Below are 20,334 nucleotides of genomic sequence, written 5' to 3' on the forward strand. Positions count from 1 at the left end.
TTGTGACCTCAGATTCATAATTCTGTAGTATTCTTAATCGGTTGATATATATAGTTAACTTATATTCCTGTTTCACGTCATGGTGCACTCTGGGTGAACAGGAATACAGACGGACAATAACGTCAGGGAACAGGATTGACAGGTATATTATGCGATTATCACTTATTTCAAATAATTGGCTCCATTCGAAAACATTTTTATCAGCGGCACTACTCGTTTCTTTATGGGGATGTGCGACCACGCCCCAGCAGCAATGGCATCAGGATGAAACTTACCATCTGACTGTACTTCACACCAATGATCATCATGGCCGGTTCTGGAAGAACAAATATGATGAATACGGCATGTCTGCCAGAAAAACACTGATCGACGAGATTCGTCAGGAAGTTGCAGCTGAAGGTGGTAGCGTTCTGCTGTTTTCCGGCGGTGATATTAATACGGGGGTTCCTGAATCTGATTTGCAGGATGCTGAACCTGATTTCAAAGGGATGAATATTATTGGTTACGATGCAATGGCCGTCGGGAACCATGAGTTCGATAACCCACTGGAAGTGCTGTTCAAACAGCGTCAGTGGGCTAATTTCCCAATGCTTTCTGCCAACATTTACGACAAAACGACCGGTAAGCGGTTATTCCGTCCTTATAAAATTTTTGATGAACAGGGCATTCGCATTGCTGTCATTGGCCTGACAACAGAAGATACGGCGAAGATCGGCAATCCGGAATATATTGGTCATGTTGAGTTCAGAGATCCGAAAGCTGAAGCTAAAAAACTAATCGCTGAACTGAAGAAGTCTGAACAGCCTGATTTGATTTTTGCTGTGACTCATATGGGACATTATGTGAATGGTCAGCATGGTATCAATGCACCGGGTGATGTGGCTCTGGCCCGTTATCTGGAGCCGGGATCGCTGGACATGATTGTGGGAGGACACTCTCAGGAACCGGTTTGTATGGAAGCTCCGAATGTTGCGGACACACATTTTCAGCCGGGAGATGACTGTCAGCCGGATAAGCAAAACGGGACCTATATTGTTCAGGCGCATGAATGGGGTAAATACGTTGGCCGGGCTGATTACGAATTCCGTAACGGTCAGTTGAAAATGACCAGCTATGAACTGATTCCGATCAATCTGAAGAAAAAAGTGGAAATCAATGGTAAGAAACAGCGGGTACTGGTGAGTGAAAAGATCCCTGAGAATGCGGCATTGCTAAAGTTTTTAGCACCTTATGAAGAAAAAGGGCAGGCTCAGCTGGGACAGAAAATTGCAACGGTTCAGGGGCGACTGGAAGGAGACAGAAATGTTGTACGTTTTCAGCAGACCAATCTGGGGCGCTTAATTGCGACGGCCCATAAGGAAAAAGCTAAAGCTGATTTCGCGGTCATGAATTCCGGTGGTGTACGGGACTCAATTGAATCCGGGGATGTAACCTATAAAGATGTGCTGAAAGTGCAACCCTTTGCCAATATCCTTACTTATGTAGATATGTCCGGAGCTGAGGTTATTCAGTATCTGAATCAGGTGGCAACTAAGCCTGTTGACTCTGGAGCTTATGCCCAGTTCGCAGGGATCTCCATGACGGTCAGTGCATCCGGTGTTGCTGATGTGAAGATTGGTGGTGAGCCGATTCGGATGGAGCAAACCTATCGTTTTACAATTCCGAGTTATAATGCTGCCGGTGGCGATGGTTATCCCAAACTGACGGATCATACCGGTTTTGTGAATACCGGGTTTGTTGATGCTGATGTTTTAAAAGAGTATTTGCAGGCGCACAGTCCAGTTGATACTTCTTTGTATCAGCCTAAAGGTGAGATTATCTATAAATGAAAAAGCATTTGACTCTCACTGTCGGGTGATTTTAACTTGAGGCGGCAAATTGCCGCCTTTTATTTATCTGAAAGCGGGCTATTGTTTTTGTTGATAATAAGGACTGACTTATGACACCGGCGATTCGTCTGGCAAAGAAAAAGAAGGTTGCCCATACGATCCATCAGTATGAGCATGACCCGAATCATACCAGCTTTGGACTCGAGGCTGCAGAGGTTCTCGGACAGGATCCGAAAAAAGTGTTTAAGACTTTGTTGTTCAGTCTGAACGGGGAACCCAAAGCACTTGCAGTGGCAATTATTCCTGTCGATCAAAAGCTGAATTTAAAACTGGCGGCGAAAGCGGCTGGTGTGAAAAAAGCGGAAATGGCAAATCCTGAAATTGCTCAGAAAACAACCGGGTACGTTGTTGGTGGGATTAGTCCGCTCGGGCAGAAAAAAGCACTGCCGACTTTCATTCATACCAGTGCCCAGTCTCAGGAGATGATCTGTGTCAGTGCCGGGAAAAGGGGATTAGAGATCGAACTGGCGCCACAGGATTTGGCAAATCTGACCCGGGCGAAGTTTCTGCCTTTATGTCTGGATAACGAATAAAATACCCCGGTATTTACCGGGGTATTTTATTCAATAACTTGTTATTGACTGATGATGTTAGTCTTCTATCTGCGCGTTATCGACAACATGGTTTTCACCTAAATCATCAGGCAGAATCAGGTTCAGTAAGATCGCAACGATCCCGCAGAGACTGACGCCCTGCAAGCTGAACTCTCCGACACCGAAGGCCATTCCACCAATCCCGAAAACAAGTGTAACGGCAACAATTACCAGATTTCTGGATTTATGCAGATCAACATGATTTTTGATCAGAGTATTCAGACCGACAGAAGCAATTGAGCCGAACAACAGAATCATAATGCCGCCCATTACCGGAACCGGGATGGTTTGCAGTAGTGCACCCAGTTTGCCGACCAGAGCTAAGACAATGGCTGTTACGGCAGCCCAGGTCATAATCACTGGATTGAATGCTTTGGTGAGCATGACTGCACCGGTGACTTCACTATAGGTTGTATTTGGTGGTGCACCGACCATTGCTGCTGCAATTGTTGCAATCCCGTCACCGGCAATCGTACGGTGAAGACCGGGTTTTTTCAGATAATCTTTCCCGGTGACATTTGAGATCGAGAGAATATCACCGACATGCTCAACTGCCGGAGCAATTGCGACCGGAATCATAAATAAGATTGCATTGAGGTTAAACTCAGGCATGGTGAAATTCGGCAGTGAAAACCATGCTGCATTTGCTACCGCATCAAAACTGACAACACCAAAAATCAGGCTGAGTGTATAACCGGCAATGATTCCACCAAAAATTGGCAGAAGCTTGAACATGCCTCGGGCAAAGACACTGATCAGGATGGTGGTAAGCAGAGAAATACAGGAAATCCAGAGTGCTGCTTGTCCGTCAATCAACTGAACCGAGCCATCACTGGTTTTTCCCAAAGCCATATTCACAGCAACTGGTGCCAGCCCAAGACCGATAACCATAATAATTGGACCAACCACCACTGGGGGAAGAAGTTTGTGGATGAAGTCTGCACCATTGACTTTGATAAGCCCGCCTAATACCAGGTAAACCGCTCCGGCTGCCATGAGTCCGCCCATTGTTGCCGGGATTCCCCAGGCTTGGACACCGTATAGAATGGGAGCGATAAAAGCGAAAGAGGAGGCGAGAAAGATAGGAACAGAGCGGCGGGTGATAAGTTGAAAGAGAAGGGTCCCGACACCGGCTCCAAAGAGGGCGACGTTTGGATCCAGTCCCGTCAGCAACGGAACCAGTACCAGAGCACCAAATGCAACAAAGAGCATTTGAACGCCTAATATGGCATTTTTCATGTTTTTTTCCCTGATTAAGACAAATTTTGAGGATTCTATCACTTATTTAAACGTTTGCCATACACCAACTATGCGATTTTTGTGGAAATATTCATCAGGAAAATTTGTCATTGTGTCAGGGTTTTCTTGCCGGGAACCCAATAGTTGCTTATGATCGGAGCACGATTGTTGATGTATTTGGATTACTATGCGTAATTTCGCTTGTCTGATTTTGTTATGCCTGAATTTTTCCGGTTATGCGGCAACCCAGGTGAATATTTATCGTTCGGAAGTCGTACTTGCGCCGGAGCAGAATGAAGCTCAGGCGCGTGTTCAGGGAATGGAAAATGTGATTATCCGGGCAACCGGAGACAGAAATTCAGTGGATAACCCGGTTGTCAAAAAAGCGCTTTCTCAAAACCGCCTGTACTTATCTCAGATTAGTTATGATCAGAAAGATGAGCAGAATGTGGTAAAAATGCAATTTGGCAGCAAACAGATTAGAACGTTACTGACTCAGGCTCAGCTGCCATTCTGGCCTGAAAAGCGCGCTACGATTCTGGTATGGTATGTGGAAGATCAGAACTTCCAGCGGAATATTGCCTGGGAGAATGTCGCGAATTCAGATATCCAGCAACTGAAACAGCTCGCGGAAGAGCGTGGTTTACCTCTGATTGTGCCGGTCGGTGATTTTGATGATATTACCGGGATTGAAGCTTCGGATGTCTGGGGTGGATTTCTTCAGCCTATCCGTGATGCGAGTCGACGTTATCACCCTGATGCCATTCTGATTGTCCGAGCTCAGTCGGGGGAGCTGAACTGGAAGCTCTATGATCAATCACCAGAAAATCTGCTGGATGTTTCTATCTCACCCGTGAGTGGGAATTTTAACGGTGAACATGCTCAGGAGCAGTTGGTTGATCAACTGACGCAGTATTATGCCAGAAAAAACCGGGTTATCGTTTCCGGTGAGTCTTCTCATTCTATGTTGTTGAAAGTGACTCATTTGAGTCGTGCCGTCCATTTTTTCACACTGGAACAGGCTTTGAATCAGTTGAGTTCTGTGGCTGCGGTGGATGTTGTCAATGTTCAGGGGGATGAAGTGACATTCCGGGTTCATCTGCTCACCACTCAGGAAGAATTTGAGCAGGAACTCACTTCCGTCAGTCTGATTGAAAGGCAGCCGTCTCCGGTCAATTCAGAGACCGGACTTTTTGAGCAACCGCATGAAAGCGCTCCTGCAGGTGAGCAAACTGAAAATGTGGATGGATTATCCGGCAATAGCGAGACATCTTCCCGGCCGGATATTGTTGAAAAAAAGTCAGAGAGTGAGACGAATTCGTCGGCTGCACCACAACCGACAGTGTATACCGGTGTATCACAGTTGATTTATCAGTGGCGTGAGAATTCTCTCCGGGATGACCAGAACAGTGAGGAAATGGAAACTCACACGGAGGAGAATCTTTCAACAGATAATCCATCTCAGAGTAATCAGCCTCAGGATAATTAGTCTCAGAGTAATCAGTAAAAAATAAGGGCCGAACCGGCCCTTATTTTATGTATGAAGACGAGAGTTTTACTCGTGCTGATCGTTTTTAGTCGCACTGATAATTTTTTAGCCGTGCTGATAATGTCGCGAGTCTGCAACCAAGTTGCTGTGCCAGTGTCTTTTCTTCCTGACTCATCTGCCCCGGAGTTCCGGACAAATGGCTGGCTCCGTATGGTGTGCCTCCGGTCTGGGTTGTATGTAAGGCCGGTTCACTATAGGGAATGCCGACGATGAGCATTCCATGATGGAGTAGCGGTAATTGCATACTTTGCAGTGTGGATTCCTGACCACCATGTAAAGACGATGATGAAGCAAAGACACAGGCCGGTCTATCAATCAAAGCACCACTGACCCACAGTGGTGTTGTGGTATCCCAGAAATGTTTGAGCGGAGCCGCCATATTGCCGAACCAGACCGGACTTCCCATCGCCAGACCATCACAATCCTTTAATTCATCCAGTGTCAGATAAGGATCGCTATGTTGCTCTGTCGACGGCGGGATATCCGGGACTGTCCTGAGTAGCGCTTCACAGTCAGAAACTGAGTTAATCCCCCGGGCTATCTGTCTGGCAAGTGCCTGTGTTGACCCGTGGCGACTGTAATAAAGGACCAGAATCCGGGTACTCATAGAATATCGAGAACCTGCTCGGGAGGCCGGCCGTGACGGGCTTTGCCGTTAGCAACCACGATAGGGCGTTCAATCAGTTTCGGATGCTCAATCATCGCCTGAAATAACTCATCATCACTCAGAGATTCCTGATCTAAGGACAACTCTCTGTAGATTGACTCCTTCGTTCTCATCATTTCTCTGACAGAACTCAGCTCCAGTTGAGAATAGAGCGTTTTCAGCAGTTCGGGAGTCAGATCCGTTTCCAGATATTTGATGATTTGAGGCTGAATACCTTTACTTTCTAACAAGGCCAGAGTTTCCCGGCTTTTTGAACATTTGGGATTGTGGTAGATGACGACTGACATAATGACTCCTTGAGCTGGTTATCTTTGTAAGGCGAGGAATTGTTCCCTCTGAGTAATAAGTTGATCGATTCTTGCGTCGTAGCGGGCTTGCTCCAGACTGCCCAGTTTTGCCAGTTGGCCGGCTCGCGTATAGTACTGGATGGCCTGATCCCAGTCGGCTTTCAAGGCGAAGAGTTCGGCTCGTGCAGCGAATTCTTCCTGTTGATTTCCTGTATGACTATTGGCTTCCGATAGTAAAGACCAGCCATTTGCATCCTCCGGGTGATCATGGGAGTAGCGTTGTAATACCTGAATTGCATCCTGATATTGTTTTGCCTTCATCAGGGCATTGGCATAGTTGATCGTCAGTACGGAATTATGAGGTGACTGTTTCAGTGCTTGTGCAAGTAACTGTACTGATTGTTTTGCTTTTCCCTGAGCAATATACAGATCGGAGGCTGCATCAAGGTAGAAATGGTTTTGTGGATCGTCTTTGAGAAGGCTGGCCAGAATCGGGGCGGCTTTATCGTACTGTTTATTGTCCAGATAAACGAGAGCCGTGCCGTAATCACTGGCTGCTAAAATTATCGGGTCGTTCTTCTTCCGCTGACGCTGTAGCCAGTCCAGTGCGGCTTTTTCATCAATGCCTGCATAGCGGACGACGACTCTGGCACGGGCTAACTGGTAGTCAGTTGAATAGGGAAGTTTTACATGATTATAGTGTTGCGCCCTTTCCCGGCTGTCTGTAATCCGGCTATCCGGCAGTGGGTGGGTCAGGAGCATTGCTGGTGGATGACTGGTATATTGGTATTCTTCTGATAATTTACCAAAAAAACGTGGCATTGCGTATGGGTCAAACCCGGACTTTGCCAGTGTTTCAATTCCAAAGCGATCGGCTTCTTTCTCATTGGCCCGAGTGTAGTTAATCTGGCTCTGAACTGATCCTGCACTCGTAGCCGTTATCGCTGCAATACCTGCTTCCGGGGCAGCGATTGCCAGTAGCAGTGAACCTGCCAGTGCTGCGATGGTTGCCGGAGAACGTTTGGCTTCAGCTTCCATACTTCTTGCCAGATGGCGCTGAGTGACGTGGGCAATTTCATGGGCCATTACGGAAGCCAGTTCACTTTCTGTCCGGGTATGGAGGAACAGCCCGGAATGAAGAGCAACATGACCGCCAAAGAAAGCAAATGCGTTAATTTCACGATTTTGGATCAGGAAAAAAGTAAATGGTGTTTTCACATCACTGGCATGCGAAACCAGCCGGTGTCCCAGTGTATTGATATATTCATTTAATACCGGATCATTAATCACCGGCTGTCTGCTACGGAGAATTCGCATGTAAGCGTCTCCATATTGCTCTTCCTGATCAATACTCAGGGTTGCTCCGGCAACGGTGCCGATATCTGGCAGATCATTTGTATCAGCTGACACCAGTGTCGGCAGCAGTAGAGATGCTGACAGGCATGAACAGAGTAAAGCCCGGATTCTTAATCTCATCATATAAAACTGTTTTTTCCTTTGTTGCCCTGATTATATACTCAAGTCAATTCAAGATGCAGGACTCAGAGACAAGGCTGTGATTTTCGCTGAAATTGCATCTTGAGGTCATTTGGATATAGACCATCACTTCTGCTATTGGTTTCCCCGGGAGTTGTCTGTGCTGATGACAGGTTGATTCCACGCTATATATTTTCCTGTTTCGCTTTATGATTAACGGTGGCATGCATTGTAAAACACTATACAATATACCCAAGTAACCTCAAGGTGCGGGATTCAGAGTGTTTGTAATCTGCGCCATTCAAGGAAAATGTCGGCAGGAATGGCGACATGCATAGTAGTCCTATATTAAGCATCAAGTGAAAGAATGGAACCCTATTTTCTTGATTTACGCGATAAGCGCTGTCCGATCTCTTTACTGATGGTTAAACAGTATGCCAGGAACCTGCTTCCCGGAGACTCAGGCACCATTCTCATTTCTGATCCGATATCCATGAAAGATATCTTAAAATATCTTCAGGCCCATGCATGTCAGTGCGAATGTGAGCAACTGGATGATTATTTTCAACTTAAAATGATAAAAGGACGTCATTAAATGTTCGATATGTTCAATCGGTGGTACAAACGGCGTTTTTCTGACCCTCACGCTGTCAGTCTGTTTGCCATGCTGTTTTTCGGGTTCCTGATTATCTATTTCATGGGTCATCTGATTGCGCCATTGCTGGTTGCGATTGTTCTGGCTTATCTGTTGGAATGGCCCGTAACCAAAATGGTCCGGTTTGGCATGCCGAGGACCGTGAGTGTGATTTTAGTCATTGCCGTATTCGTCAGTTTGATGCTGGTTGCTGTGTTCGGATTGATCCCAACGATTTGGAATCAGGTCGGGAATCTGATCAATGATATTCCCGGAATGTACAGTCAGTTGCAGCATCTGATTAACACACTGCCAGAGAAGTATCCTGAATTGGCTGATCTCGCGATTGTCGAACCGATGATGGATAACATCAAGAATCAGGCACTGAGCTTCGGAGAGAGTGTGGTTAAAGGCTCACTGGCTTCACTGGTCAGCATTGCAACATTGGCCGTTTACCTGATCCTGGTTCCTCTGCTGATTTTCTTTTTATTGAAAGATAAGCGGGAAATGCTCAGTACTGCCAGTGGGATTATGCCGAAGAACCGGAAATTAGTTACGAAAGTCTGGATTGAAATGAATGAGCAGATTTCAAACTATATTCACGGTAAGGTTCTGGAAATACTGATTGTCGGTGGTGTGAGTTATATTACTTTCGCTATTCTGGACTTACGTTATTCCGTATTACTTGCGGTTGCGGTTGGTTTTTCTGTGCTAATCCCTTATATCGGAGCTGCTGCTGTGACGGTTCCTATTGCGATTGTTGGTGTTTTTCAGTGGGGATTTACACCGCCATTCTATTGGTTACTGATCGCTTACGGCATTATTCAGGCGCTTGATGGCAACATTCTGGTTCCGATTCTGTTTTCTGAAGCTGTAAACCTGCACCCTGTCGCAATTATTGTTGCCGTCTTAGTATTTGGCGGGTTGTGGGGATTCTGGGGAGTATTCTTTGCGATTCCTCTGGCGACTCTGGTTAAGGCCGTGTGGAATGCCTTACCTGGGAGTGAAGATGAGATCTCTCATCCAGTAGAATAATTTTGCTATCATATATGTGAAATGTGATTCATAATTAGAAAAAATAAATCACGAAAATAAACATTTTTCTGAATTTTTAGATTCGTTTTTGTTTGGCTAGGCAATAATTGATAGTAGTGATATTTAATGTGGTATCAGAGAGGAATGTCATGAGATTTAGCCAAAAGATAGTAGCGGCATCGTCGTTACTCTTGATCGGGACGATTTTATTATTGTCTCTGCATCAGTTAAGAACGGTGAAAAGCAGTTTTGAGTCTTTAGTTTACAGTAGTTTGCAAGAGTTAGTTTCTGGCGTAAAAAATAGTATTACTACCGACATGCAGGCGAAAGAGTCACTGGCTCAGTCTATGACGGAAGTGATTCAATTAGATCCGACACGCAGGGATTATGTCAGTAATATTCTGGAAACCCCAAAACTCAAATCAAGTTTTGTTGCCGTAGGGTTGGGGTATAAAGATGGTACAGTTGTCGAAAACGATGATAACTGGGTTCCTACCTCTGCATATGACCCGAGAAAACGACCATGGTATATCGACGTTAAAGGACAAGGTAAACTTATCGTTACTGAGCCATACGTTGATTTCACCACCAAAAAAATCATTATTTCTATTGCGACACCTGTATATGACAAGGGGCAGTGGGTCGGTGGTATGTACTATGACCTCGATCTTTCCGGTTTATCTGATGTTGTAAATTCCATTGATCTTTTCCATGCCGGACACCTGTTTATTGTTACGGAAAAAGGTGACACCATCGCGCACCCGAACCGGGATTATAATGGCAAGAAATTTACGGAATACCTGCCGGGTGTTCAGTTGAAAACTGGCATCCAGCGGGTTGAGATTGATGGTAAAGATTATCTGGTCAATTTTACTTCAGTTCCCAGTGAACATTGGTATATCGGCGCTGTGATTGATGAATCTATTGCTTTTAGTACACTTTCTACATTAAGAAACAGCTCGATTCTCTATACGATTGTCGGTGTGGTGATTAGTTTGATTCTGTTATCACTTCTGATTAAGCGGTTGATACGCCCACTTGGCATACTGAATACGGCTATCCATGATATTGCTTCCGGGCAGGGCGATCTGACCAAGCGTCTGGATACCGATTTAGATCAGGAATTTGCGACACTGGCTGTTGGTTTTAATCAGTTTACGGAAACATTGCAGCAGCGGATTCGCCAGTCTAAAGAGATTAGCGGTGATATTCTGCAAGGGATACATGTGATTGCTGAGCATTCAGGGCAGTCAGCCGGAGGGATGCAATCACAAATGCTGGAAGTGGATCAGCTAGCGACAGCAATGAATGAAATGGCGGCTACGGCTTCAGAAGTTGCTCACAATGCTCAGAATGCAGCAACTGCAGCAAAAGAAGCTGATGATGCGTCTAATGAAGGGTCTGAAGTTGTCAGTTATACGACTCACGCAATCAATGAACTTTCGGCAAGAATTGATCAGGCCGTGGAAGAAGTTGAACAATTAGAGTCAGCGACGGCAAATATCGAAACAATTCTGAAAGTCATAAATGATATTGCCGATCAGACCAACCTGCTGGCGCTGAATGCTGCGATTGAAGCAGCCAGAGCCGGAGAATCCGGACGTGGTTTTGCTGTGGTTGCCGATGAAGTCCGGACGTTGGCACAAAGGACTCAGGAGTCTACAACAGAAATTCGTTCGATGATTGAGCAATTACAGTCCGGAGCTTCTTCAGTTTCTGCTGCTATGGGCGAAAGTAAAGGGAAGGCCGCAGAGGCTGTTGAAAAATCTCATGTTGCAAATGAAGCTCTGCAGCGAATCCGTGATGCGATTCAGCAGATTAGTGATATGAATATTCAAATCGCTTCCGCCGCTGAAGAGCAGAGTCTGGTTGCGGAAGAAATAAACAATAACATGGTGAAAATTAAAGATATCAGTGGCGAAGTTGCAGAGTCGGCGAAAGGTGCCAGTCATGCAACGCAATCACAGGTAGATAAAGTTCATCAGCAGGAAAAGATTCTGAATCAATTTATTGTTTAATCTTCGGATCGCGTTATGTGATTAGAATAATGCCAGCCGCTTCAGGCTGGCATTTCATCCGATGGGTCAGGCGAAGTAATCCAGAACAACCTGATGGTGATCCTTGGTTTTAAACTTATTGAAGACGTGTTCAATCACCCCTTCTTCATTAATCAGAAAGCTGATTCGATGCAGACCATCGTATACTTTCCCCATGAACTTTTTCTCTCCCCAGACACCAAACGCTTCTGCGACCTGATGGTCTTCATCTGAGAGCAATGTGAAATTCAGGTTGTCCCGTTCGATGAATTTACCCAGACGTTTTACCGGATCGATACTAACCCCTAAAATGACGACGTTTTTGGCGTCAAGTTCAGTTTTAACATCCCGGAGTCCCTGAGCCTGAACTGTACAACCCGGAGTCATTGCTTTCGGATAAAAGTAAAGCAGCACTTTCTTTCCCCGGAAATCACTCAGACTCACTGAATGACCATCTTGATCAGGAAGTGAAAAATGAGGAGAAGGTGTACCTGCTTGTAATGGATTCATGATATTTCCTTTCGTCGGCTATACGTTTTTTTATTTCGATTACCCGGGTTTTTATACCTTGAGACTAAAAGAGACTCAAGTCAGATGGGAAGTAAAGCAGAGACTTGGATATATTCATCTGTTTTACTCAAATAAGAGAACTTATTCACTTGTGTTTTTCAGTATCATTACAGTACCATGCACTAAGATTCAACTTATGGAGAAAGACATGTTTTCTGGAAGTATAGTCGCATTAATCACCCCTTTTAATAGCGATGGAGAAGTAGACTACGGAAGTCTCAAAAGATTGGTAGATTTTCATGTGGATGCTGGAACCGATGCGATTGTTTCCGTCGGTACGACCGGAGAATCTGCAACACTCAGTATTGAAGAGCATGTCAAAGTTGTATCGAAAACAGTCGAGTATGCACAGGGCCGTATTCCCGTGATTGCCGGGACCGGAGCAAACGCGACCCATGAGTCTCTGACGTTCAGCCGCCTATTGTGTAATACAGGGATTTCCGGTTTTTTGAGTGTAACGCCATATTATAACAAACCGACTCAGGAAGGCTTATATCTCCACTATAAGGCAATTGCAGAAGAGACGGATATTCCACTGATCCTGTATAACGTACCGGGCCGGACTGCTGTCGACATGCAACCTGAAACTGTTGCACGTTTATCTGAAGTAAAAAATATTGTCGGCATCAAGGATGCGACTGGTGATTTAAGCCGGGTTGCGAAACACCGTGAACTTTGCGGAGAAGATTTTGTCTTATTGAGCGGTGATGATGCAACCGGACTGGAGTTTATTAAACTGGGTGGTCAGGGTGTAATTTCCGTTACCAATAACATTGCGGCAGCTGCAATGGCGCAGATGGTTCATCTTGCTCTGGATGGTCAGTTTGATGCCGCGGAAGCGATCAATGAAAAGCTGATGGCTCTGCATAAAGGTCTTTTTGTTGAATCCAGCCCAATTCCTGTTAAGTGGGCAGCTCATAAAATGGGACTGATAGATGAAGGTCAACTGCGTTTGCCGATGACAGTATTGTCTGAATCGAAGCAACCGACAGTAGAGCAGGCAATGATTGCCGCAGGATTATTGTAGGCTGTTGCTGTTGATTACCGGAAATATTGTTTCGGTCGCATGATTGATTGTTGTACCGGGGCTTCGCCTCGGTTTTTCGTGTAGGAGTATGAATGAAATTTTTGCATCAGCTGGTTTTTAGTTCACTGGCTGTATTAATGATATCTGCATGTTCTGATGGTGCACTGAAGCGGCGAACGGCGGAAGGAGATTTTGAGTATCTGGATTCGAAATTATCTACAGCCTGGAAAATGCCTCAGGATGCAGAATTACAGTTGTACCATGATTATGATATTCCAGCCGGAAATTATCAGGGAGCTTTAGGTGAGCAGGTTGATATTCGTCCTCCTCAGTCTGTGTTGACTCTGATTCCCGGTGTACGGATTGACAGTGGAAAGAATCGTATTATTTTCTGGACGGTAAAACCGCAACTTGCCGATCAAATCTGGCATGTTATTGCTCAGTTTCTGGAACAGCATCAGGTCGCCCGTTCGCAAAGTTCGGCATCAATGGTCGAGACTTCTTGGGTTACATGGGCTGAAGAAGATGAAGTGTCTCCGGTGAAAACCCGATATCGCTATACCCGCTTACAGCAGAAAAACCAATATGGTGTACAGGTGTCTCTGGTAGACATGCAGCATAGCGGTACTGAAGACGAAGCTCTTTACAATCAGGATCGTTATACCGTGATGATGGCTAACGCCATTACCACAAGCTATGATCGTCAGGCTCAGGAAGATGCAGCCAGAAAATCCCGCCAGATGGCGCAACAGATTGCGGTTGCTATGGGGACGGATCGTAGTGGTCTGCCGGTTGTGATTGCCAGAACATCATACGACAATATGTGGCAACGTTTGTCAGACTCTCTGAGTCAGGTCGGTTTCCATATTGATGGGCGGAATCGTTCTCAAGGGACAATAAAAGCAAAATTCAGTCAGCCGGATGATGAGGTTTGGCAATCTCTCGGGGTTAAACCTATCTCTCTGGACAATCGTACGTATACGTTATTATTAGGGGATTTGGGAAACCGGACTTCTATCAATATTACTGACGGGGATGACAAGCCGGTTGCTGAAGAGAAGCTAAAAGAATTTGCTGCGGCACTATCGGCTCTGTTTCAGTGATTTATTCACAATCTGAGGTTACAAAAGGGATGATTATTCATCCCTTTTTTTTATTTCTTGCTGATGTTTTTTATCTAATTCAATTAAGCGGTCCAAATCGTTTTCTTTTTTCCCTTTAAATGAATCAAGATTTTTTGGGGTCAGATATTTGAAAGCCGCAATGTTTCCGACAAGGATGCTGATTACAATAATGATGATAAACCAGGGAGACGTCAGAAATTCCATATTTATGCCTTGTCCTGATAGATATTGATGACAAATTGAGTGTAGATAGTATTGATCAGTTTTTGAATACTGTTTTTTCCGTTTATCGGTTCATCGGCTAATGTCTGGAGTATGACTTCAGGTGACATCAGACTTAAACATTGTGTTGCAACATGGTAGTGGCTGATATGCCATGGTTCTGCTGAAACACCGCCTTGATCTCGCTGATAAGGAAGGAAAAAACCGAACTGGGAGAGGTTTTCATGTAGCCACATGGAAAATCTGGCCTGATGACCTGACTGATATTCCCAAGGTTCCAGACACAGACTTTCTCCCGGAGGCAGAGCTGCCCGATCGTAAACATCAAAGTCAGTCCCCCAATGATGTCGGCTGGCTCCCGGAAGTGCTGACCAGCGCAGGATAGCCAGAACTTTTTCTGGCTCTGGCATGTTCTGAGTGTCGATAGGATGACTCTGTGAATCAAGTATTGGCAGTTCTCCTGAGAATTTACGATTCCAGATCGAGAGCTGCTTCCGGAAATCCCGGAATCCGCTGGCAATCTGTAAGTGAAATCCAGCCTGATTGGCTGCTTGCTTTAGTGCAAAAAAATCTTTGGCAATATCTTGATGCATCAGAAACGTTTTTGTATCGACAAGATATTCCCGCAGATGTAGTTCACTTTTTCCGGTCAATTGCTCAGGAGTCATATTATGATGCCAGCAGATTTCTTAACACTTGTTGATACATGTCCGTCAGTTTCTCAAGATCAGGAATACTAACGCATTCATTCACTTTGTGAATTGTTGCGTTTACCGGACCAAGTTCAACGACCTGAGCTCCCATCTGTGCAATGAAACGGCCATCGGAAGTTCCTCCTGTTGTCAGCAGTTCCGGTTCCTTATGGTTTATCTGGCTGACGGATTTTGTTACTGCATCCACAAGGCTTCCGGCTTCGGTCAGGAACGGTTTGCCGTTTAATGTCCATTTTAGATCGTAGTCCAGTCCGTGGGCATCAAATGTAGAATGAACCCGGCGTTGGATCTCTTCTGCTGTCAGTTCGGTGCTGTAGCGGAAGTTGAACTGAACATGGAATTCACCCGGAATGACATTTGATGCGCCGGTTCCAGCATGAATATTCGGGATCTGGAAACTGGTTGGCGGGAAGAATTCATTTCCTTCATCCCACGTGACAGCAGCAAGTTCGGTCAGAGCGGGAAGGGCCTGATGAACCGGATTGTTGGCTAAATGAGGATAAGCAACATGTCCCTGAGTTCCTTTGACGACCAGTTCACCGGTCAGTGAACCCCGGCGGCCATTTTTGACGACATCACCGATTGAATGGGTGCTGGATGGCTCACCGACAATACACATATCGATCGGTTCATTGCGTGCCATCAGGGTTTCAACGACCCGGGTTGTTCCGTTGATAAATGGTCCTTCTTCATCGGACGTAATCAAAAATGCGATAGAGCCCTGATGATCCGGATGCTGTTCAAGAAAACGTTCAACAGCAACAATCATGCAGGCGAGTGAGCCTTTCATGTCAGCCGCGCCCCGGCCATGCAAATAATCATCAATGACCGTGGGTTCAAATGGTGGAGTATGCCATAACTCTTCTTTTCCTGCCGGGACGACATCAGTATGTCCGGCGAAGGCAAACAGTGGCGCCTGATGGCCTCTTCGCGCCCAGAAGTTTGTGGTATCTTCGAACACCATGATCTCAACCTCAAAGCCAAGTGCTTTGAGTCGCTCTATCATTAAGTCCTGACATCCGGCGTCTTCAGGGGTGACTGAACGACGGCGAATTAAATCTTTTGCAAGGGTGAGTACTGGACTATCGCTCATCCATTTGTTCCTTTCTATGAAAAAATCGTGGTGTATTGTTCCGGAGAAAAACCGAGGTGGAAAGTTTTATCAACCATTAGAATCGGGCGTTTGATCATCGCCGGGTATTCAATTAGCAGGCTGACTGCCGTTGTACTGTTCAGGTTTTCTTTCTGTTCCTGTGTCAACTGTCTATAGGTGGTTCCACGTTTATTCAACACATTTTCCCAACCTAAAGCCTGACAAAACTCCTGCACCAGTTCGGGATCGATGCCGTCTTTTCGGTAATCGTGAAAACGGTATTCAATATTTTCAGCATCCAGCCACCGGCGTGCTTTTTTTATCGTATCGCAGTTGGGGATGCCATAAAGCGTTATTGTCATATGATTCCTCAAATCAGAGAAGGCTGAGAGCAGCATCGTAGCAGGAAGTTGATGCGGTGACAAAATCCCTGTCATCATCAGCGTGATTGGGTATCAGGGATTTTTGCGCATCTGGTGACAGATAAAAATGAAGTTATTGATCGAACGCAACACTCTTTGTGTGAAAACCGAAATAATGGGTTGGCACATGAATAGGAGGTGTCAATGGAATTGAGTCCTGTTTTTGCAAGAAGGCTCTATTTAGCCTACTTGGTTGAAAATTTAGACAGGCCAAATGTCCCCAGATTGATTGAACATACCGGGTGGCCGCGTCGCACGATACAGGATGTGTTGAAAGCATTACCGGGTATAGGTATTCAGTTAATGTTTATTCAGGACGGGAGACGACATAATGATGGATATTATCGGTTGTCCGATTGGGGGCCGTTTGATAGTCAGTGGATCGTTGAGCGTCAGGATGATATAGCCTCAAGTCTGGGGAAATGAGGTTCAGTCGTGTGGAAGTCAGAAAGCCAGGTTGTTCTGGCTTTTGCTTTCTCTGTTCAGATACATTTTGCTCAGGAGTGTGTTTGTGTCAGTACCCACTGTATAGCAAACAATCCCCATCCAATAGCGGCAAGTATCCACGGAACGGCTGGTTTTAAGCTGTTTGTTGTCTTCTCTGGGGAGGCTAATGTGTTCGGGTGTGTGCTTTCCTGCTCTGTCTGAGTTTGTTGTCTTTTCTCTTTTTCCCGCTTCTTTTTCTCTTTGTCAGTTTGGCGCTGCTTTTCTTTCTGCTGCTTTTTATAAAGGGTGATTCCTTTCTCAATCCCCTGAGCAATAATTTTAGTCTGTTCTTTCGTTTGCCCGGGTTTTTGTGTTGCTTTCGCGATATTCATTGCTTCGGTCTTGGTTTGTTCTGAAGGAGGTGATACTTTTTTCATGCTTCGTTCAGCCTGTATTATCGATAGGTATATACCCAAGTGACTTCAAGATACAGTTTCAGTGAACTCGCCCTTCGGGAGTGCATCTTGAAGTTACTTGGGTATAAGTTAACGAAAGTTACCGACAGACTCAATTTTTGTTCGTCAATTTGATATACACGTACCCAAGTAACTGAAACTGCAACTTAATGTTATTTGGGTATACTATGTGAGTAATGACAACTACATAATCAGGGATCTTTTATGTCTCATCCTCAAACTGCAATTTTGCCAGAGGCTGGCCCATTCGCACTCTATGCCATTTTTAAAGTCAATCAGGAAGCAGCATCGGTACTGCATCAGTTACAGCTTTTACCTAAACTGGCAGAAGCTCTGAATGAATCTCAGCCTGGTGCTGATGTTTCTTTGTCCATCGCATTCAGCCGTCGCTTCTGGGAACGACTTGATGTGACTTTACCGCCGGAGCTGGTGGATTTCACTCCTTTAGGAAGTGGCGACACGATCGCTCCTGCTACAGAAGCTGACTTTTTGATTCATGTCCACAGTCAGCGTCATGATCTGCTGTTTTATCTGCTACGCAAGTTTATGAGTCATGTTGCCGAATGGGTTGATGTCGTTGATGAAACCTATGGCTACCGTTTTCTGGATGCTCGGGATATGACGGGATTCATCGATGGCACTGAAAATCCGAAAGATGAGAAACGCCAGGCGGTCGCATTAATTAGTGATGGAGAATTTGCCGGGGGCAGTTATGTGATGATGCAGCGGTTTGTCCATAACTTACCGGCATGGGAAAGACTGAATATTTCTGCCCAGGAAAAAGTTTTTGGCAGAACCAAAGAAGATTCTGTCGAGTTAGATGATGTTCCGGCTGCATCTCATGTTGGACGAGTCGATCTGAAAGAGAATGGTCAGGGGCTGAAGATTCTCAGACATAGTCTCCCTTATGGAACGGTCAGTGGTGATCATGGTTTACTGTTTATTGCTTATTGCCACACTCTGCATAACTTTCAGGCGATGCTGAATAGTATGTATGGTGAGAGCGATGGCAAAACCGATCAGATGTTACGCTTCACCCGGGCCGTCTCCGGGGCTTATTTCTTCGCTCCTTCGGCCGGAATGTTACAGTCACTTATTATGAAATAAGTGTAGTAATTATTGTATAAATTGTGACCGGACCAGAGCGTCCGGTTTTTTTAGCTAAAGATATCACTGAAAACACCGATAGGGGGGAAATCCTGAGTGATTTAGGTGAATTTATGGCAATTACAGTCAATACCAATATTTCGGCATTGCTGGCCCAGCACTACGTGAATCAGGCTAATAATGCCTGGTCACAGGCGATGGAGCGTTTGTCTTCCGGTTATCGTATCAATCATGCAAAAGATGATGCGGCTGGATTGCAGATTTCGAATCGCCTGAGCACACAAATGCGGGGATTAGATGTTGCAGTCAGGAATGCGAATGATGGTATTTCTATTATGCAGACCGCGGAAGGCGCGATGCAGGAGAGTACTTCATTACTACAGCGTATGCGGGATCTGGCACTGCAATCGGCTAATGGCTCTAACTCCAAAGCCGATCGGCAGGCGTTACAGGAAGAATATGTCGCTCTGAATGATGAGCTAAACCGAATTGCAGAGACAACTTCGTTTGGTGGCAGAAAGTTACTGAATGGAACTTTTGGCACCTCTTCTTTTCAGATTGGAGCCAGTTCCGGTGAAGCGGTACAACTTTCCTTAAGTAATATGCGAACGGATACGCTGGACATGGGAGGGTTTAGCTATTTATCTGTCAGAGTGCCTCCGCCCGGCTGGCAGGTTCAGCCGGAGCAGAATCAACTCACAATGCGTTTCGTTGATGCCAGTGGTGAAGAGCGACAAATCGATATTGAAGCAAAACGAGGCGACGATATCGAGCAGTTAGCTACCTATATTAACGGTCAGACTGATTTGGTTTCAGCCTCGGTCAATGAACGGGGACAGCTCCAGATTTTTATGGCGGGTAAAGAAACGTCCGGGACGATTGATTTCAGCGGTTCTCTCGCCAGTGAATTGCAGATGGAAGTCATGGGCTATGAATCGGTCGCGAATCTCAACATTTCTCAGGCCGGAGGTGCTCAGAGAGCAGTCTCTGTACTGGATACTGCTTTATCGTTTGTTGATAAGAACCGGGCTGAACTCGGTGCGTTTCAGAATCGTTTCGGCCATGCAATTCAGAATTTAGATAACATCCATGAAAATCTGTCTGCTTCCAGAAGCCGCATCCGGGACACGGATTATGCACGGGAAGCGACCCAGAATATGAAGCAGCTTATTTTACAGCGGGTCAGTATGTCGATTCTGGCTCAGGCTAAGAGGCAACCCAATATGGCTTTATATTTATTAAGATAGTGAAGTTTTGAGATAGTGAAGGTGTATTGAGTTTAGCAATATGCCCTGAGGCAACTTGTTGTGCCTGAAGTGAAACAGATGCAATTCTGTGTCGCTCTGACAGCGCTTATGGTCTTACATTGAATGTATGGACCTGTGTTGCTTTATCCCGATTCCGTCATTTTCACGGAAACGGTATCCTGAAGCTATGGGAATACAATACGAAATAATGATAGGTAGCCGGAAGCGGAAAACCGTGTAATCCGACATCAAAGTAAATATGCAGGTACTGCTTATGCTGAATGACTGAAAATAGAGAAACGTTCGTTATCGTCCGAATCAAGGAAGCCTTTAGCAAAAAATGCAGTGAATTTGATCCTTTGCTCATTCCTTGCTCCATTTTCTTTTTTATCAAAAAAAATCTAAAAAAATACTTAAGGTTTTTCCATTGACGTCGTTAATAAAAGTAACTTTGAGAGAGCTACTTGGTTTTCCGAGACGTCGGAAACCGGAAACATCGGAA

The 20,334-nt window shown here is 45.4% G+C and carries 21 protein-coding genes; 11 read left to right on the forward strand and 10 right to left on the reverse strand.

All coding sequences use genetic code 11. The features are described 5' to 3' along the window. The first annotated feature begins 149 nt into the window (after positions 1-149). Together ushA and ybaK are read left to right on the forward strand one after the other, a co-directional pair. Entirely contained in the window at positions 150-1,829 is a 1,680-nt protein-coding gene (gene ushA, locus OCU74_RS04705; RefSeq protein WP_087480474.1) for a bifunctional UDP-sugar hydrolase/5'-nucleotidase UshA, read from the forward strand. Positions 1,830-1,939: 110 nt separating this feature from the next. Continuing rightward, entirely contained in the window at positions 1,940-2,422 is a 483-nt protein-coding gene (gene ybaK / locus OCU74_RS04710; protein WP_087480475.1) for a Cys-tRNA(Pro) deacylase, read from the forward strand. Between the two features lie 57 nt (positions 2,423-2,479). On the opposite strand, the gene OCU74_RS04715 is transcribed toward ybaK, so the two are convergent. Then, on the reverse strand, positions 2,480-3,721 hold the full coding sequence (locus OCU74_RS04715) for a uracil-xanthine permease family protein (protein WP_087480476.1): 1,242 nt from the start codon (positions 3,719-3,721) through the stop codon (positions 2,480-2,482). Between the two features lie 187 nt (positions 3,722-3,908). Here OCU74_RS04715 and OCU74_RS04720 point away from each other — a divergent pair, with 187 nt between their 5' ends. Continuing rightward, entirely contained in the window at positions 3,909-5,210 is a 1,302-nt protein-coding gene (locus OCU74_RS04720) for a DUF2066 domain-containing protein (RefSeq protein ID WP_087480477.1), read from the forward strand. A gap of 85 nt (positions 5,211-5,295) precedes the next feature. On the opposite strand, the gene wrbA is transcribed toward OCU74_RS04720, so the two are convergent. From wrbA to bepA, 3 genes are read right to left on the reverse strand one after another with little or no spacing between them, the layout of a single operon-like run. Beyond that, on the reverse strand, positions 5,296-5,877 hold the full coding sequence (gene wrbA, locus OCU74_RS04725) for an NAD(P)H:quinone oxidoreductase (protein WP_087480478.1): 582 nt from the start codon (positions 5,875-5,877) through the stop codon (positions 5,296-5,298). Next, positions 5,874-6,224 carry an arsenate reductase (glutaredoxin) gene (arsC, locus tag OCU74_RS04730; RefSeq protein ID WP_087480479.1) on the reverse strand — a complete coding sequence of 117 codons (351 nt, stop codon included), beginning with the start codon at positions 6,222-6,224 and terminating at the stop codon, positions 5,874-5,876. The genes wrbA and arsC overlap by 4 nt, the downstream gene beginning before the upstream one ends. Before the next feature lie 18 nt (positions 6,225-6,242). Continuing rightward, the gene (bepA, locus tag OCU74_RS04735) at positions 6,243-7,700 is read right to left on the reverse strand and encodes a beta-barrel assembly-enhancing protease (protein WP_200807705.1); all 1,458 of its coding nucleotides are present in this window, start codon (positions 7,698-7,700) and stop codon (positions 6,243-6,245) included. A gap of 367 nt (positions 7,701-8,067) precedes the next feature. Here bepA and OCU74_RS04740 point away from each other — a divergent pair, with 367 nt between their 5' ends. From OCU74_RS04740 to OCU74_RS04750, 3 genes are all read left to right on the forward strand, one after another. Beyond that, positions 8,068-8,295 (forward strand): sulfurtransferase TusA family protein, encoded by a 228-nt coding sequence (locus OCU74_RS04740; protein ID WP_087480481.1) that lies wholly within the window; start codon positions 8,068-8,070, stop codon positions 8,293-8,295. Then, entirely contained in the window at positions 8,296-9,369 is a 1,074-nt protein-coding gene (locus OCU74_RS04745; RefSeq protein ID WP_087480482.1) for an AI-2E family transporter, read from the forward strand. Positions 9,370-9,518: 149 nt separating this feature from the next. Beyond that, the gene (locus OCU74_RS04750) at positions 9,519-11,387 is read left to right on the forward strand and encodes a methyl-accepting chemotaxis protein (RefSeq protein WP_087480483.1); all 1,869 of its coding nucleotides are present in this window, start codon (positions 9,519-9,521) and stop codon (positions 11,385-11,387) included. A 66-nt stretch (positions 11,388-11,453) separates the two neighbouring features. Here the strand turns inward: OCU74_RS04750 and bcp are convergent, their stop codons facing one another. Continuing rightward, a complete protein-coding gene (bcp, locus tag OCU74_RS04755) occupies positions 11,454-11,915 on the reverse strand; it encodes a thioredoxin-dependent thiol peroxidase (protein ID WP_087480484.1) in 462 nt (153 codons plus the stop codon). 208 nt (positions 11,916-12,123) lie between these two features. On the opposite strand from bcp, the gene dapA reads away from it, so the two are divergent. Together dapA and bamC are read left to right on the forward strand one after the other, a co-directional pair. Further along, positions 12,124-13,002 (forward strand): 4-hydroxy-tetrahydrodipicolinate synthase, encoded by an 879-nt coding sequence (gene dapA, locus OCU74_RS04760; RefSeq protein ID WP_087480485.1) that lies wholly within the window; start codon positions 12,124-12,126, stop codon positions 13,000-13,002. A gap of 92 nt (positions 13,003-13,094) precedes the next feature. Further along, a complete protein-coding gene (gene bamC, locus OCU74_RS04765) occupies positions 13,095-14,105 on the forward strand; it encodes an outer membrane protein assembly factor BamC (protein ID WP_087480486.1) in 1,011 nt (336 codons plus the stop codon). 33 nt (positions 14,106-14,138) lie between these two features. Here the strand turns inward: bamC and OCU74_RS04770 are convergent, their stop codons facing one another. From OCU74_RS04770 to OCU74_RS04785, 4 genes are read right to left on the reverse strand one after another with little or no spacing between them, the layout of a single operon-like run. Beyond that, positions 14,139-14,330 (reverse strand): DUF2897 family protein, encoded by a 192-nt coding sequence (locus OCU74_RS04770; protein ID WP_087480487.1) that lies wholly within the window; start codon positions 14,328-14,330, stop codon positions 14,139-14,141. Between the two features lie 2 nt (positions 14,331-14,332). Next, positions 14,333-15,016, reverse strand: coding sequence for a M15 family metallopeptidase (locus OCU74_RS04775; RefSeq protein WP_087480488.1), 684 nt, complete (start codon positions 15,014-15,016; stop codon positions 14,333-14,335). A gap of 1 nt (position 15,017) precedes the next feature. Further along, positions 15,018-16,154: a succinyl-diaminopimelate desuccinylase gene (dapE, locus tag OCU74_RS04780; RefSeq protein ID WP_087480489.1), complete on the reverse strand. Its 1,137-nt coding sequence runs from the start codon at positions 16,152-16,154 to the stop codon at positions 15,018-15,020. Positions 16,155-16,168: 14 nt separating this feature from the next. Continuing rightward, complete coding sequence (locus OCU74_RS04785; RefSeq protein ID WP_087480490.1) at positions 16,169-16,516, reverse strand: ArsC family reductase; 348 nt, start codon at positions 16,514-16,516, stop codon at positions 16,169-16,171. Positions 16,517-16,720: 204 nt separating this feature from the next. On the opposite strand from OCU74_RS04785, the gene OCU74_RS04790 reads away from it, so the two are divergent. Further along, positions 16,721-17,002 carry a winged helix-turn-helix domain-containing protein gene (locus tag OCU74_RS04790; protein ID WP_087480491.1) on the forward strand — a complete coding sequence of 94 codons (282 nt, stop codon included), beginning with the start codon at positions 16,721-16,723 and terminating at the stop codon, positions 17,000-17,002. Between the two features lie 71 nt (positions 17,003-17,073). Here the strand turns inward: OCU74_RS04790 and OCU74_RS04795 are convergent, their stop codons facing one another. Further along, entirely contained in the window at positions 17,074-17,439 is a 366-nt protein-coding gene (locus OCU74_RS04795; protein ID WP_087480492.1) for a DUF2956 family protein, read from the reverse strand. A gap of 243 nt (positions 17,440-17,682) precedes the next feature. Here OCU74_RS04795 and OCU74_RS04800 point away from each other — a divergent pair, with 243 nt between their 5' ends. Together OCU74_RS04800 and OCU74_RS04805 are read left to right on the forward strand one after the other, a co-directional pair. Then, positions 17,683-18,585, forward strand: coding sequence for a Dyp-type peroxidase (locus OCU74_RS04800; protein ID WP_087480493.1), 903 nt, complete (start codon positions 17,683-17,685; stop codon positions 18,583-18,585). 113 nt (positions 18,586-18,698) lie between these two features. Next, positions 18,699-19,832 (forward strand): flagellin, encoded by a 1,134-nt coding sequence (locus OCU74_RS04805; RefSeq protein WP_087480741.1) that lies wholly within the window; start codon positions 18,699-18,701, stop codon positions 19,830-19,832. The last annotated feature ends 502 nt before the right edge of the window (positions 19,833-20,334 follow it).

The organism is Vibrio mangrovi, from assembly GCF_024346955.1.
Taxonomy (GTDB): domain Bacteria; phylum Pseudomonadota; class Gammaproteobacteria; order Enterobacterales; family Vibrionaceae; genus Vibrio; species Vibrio mangrovi.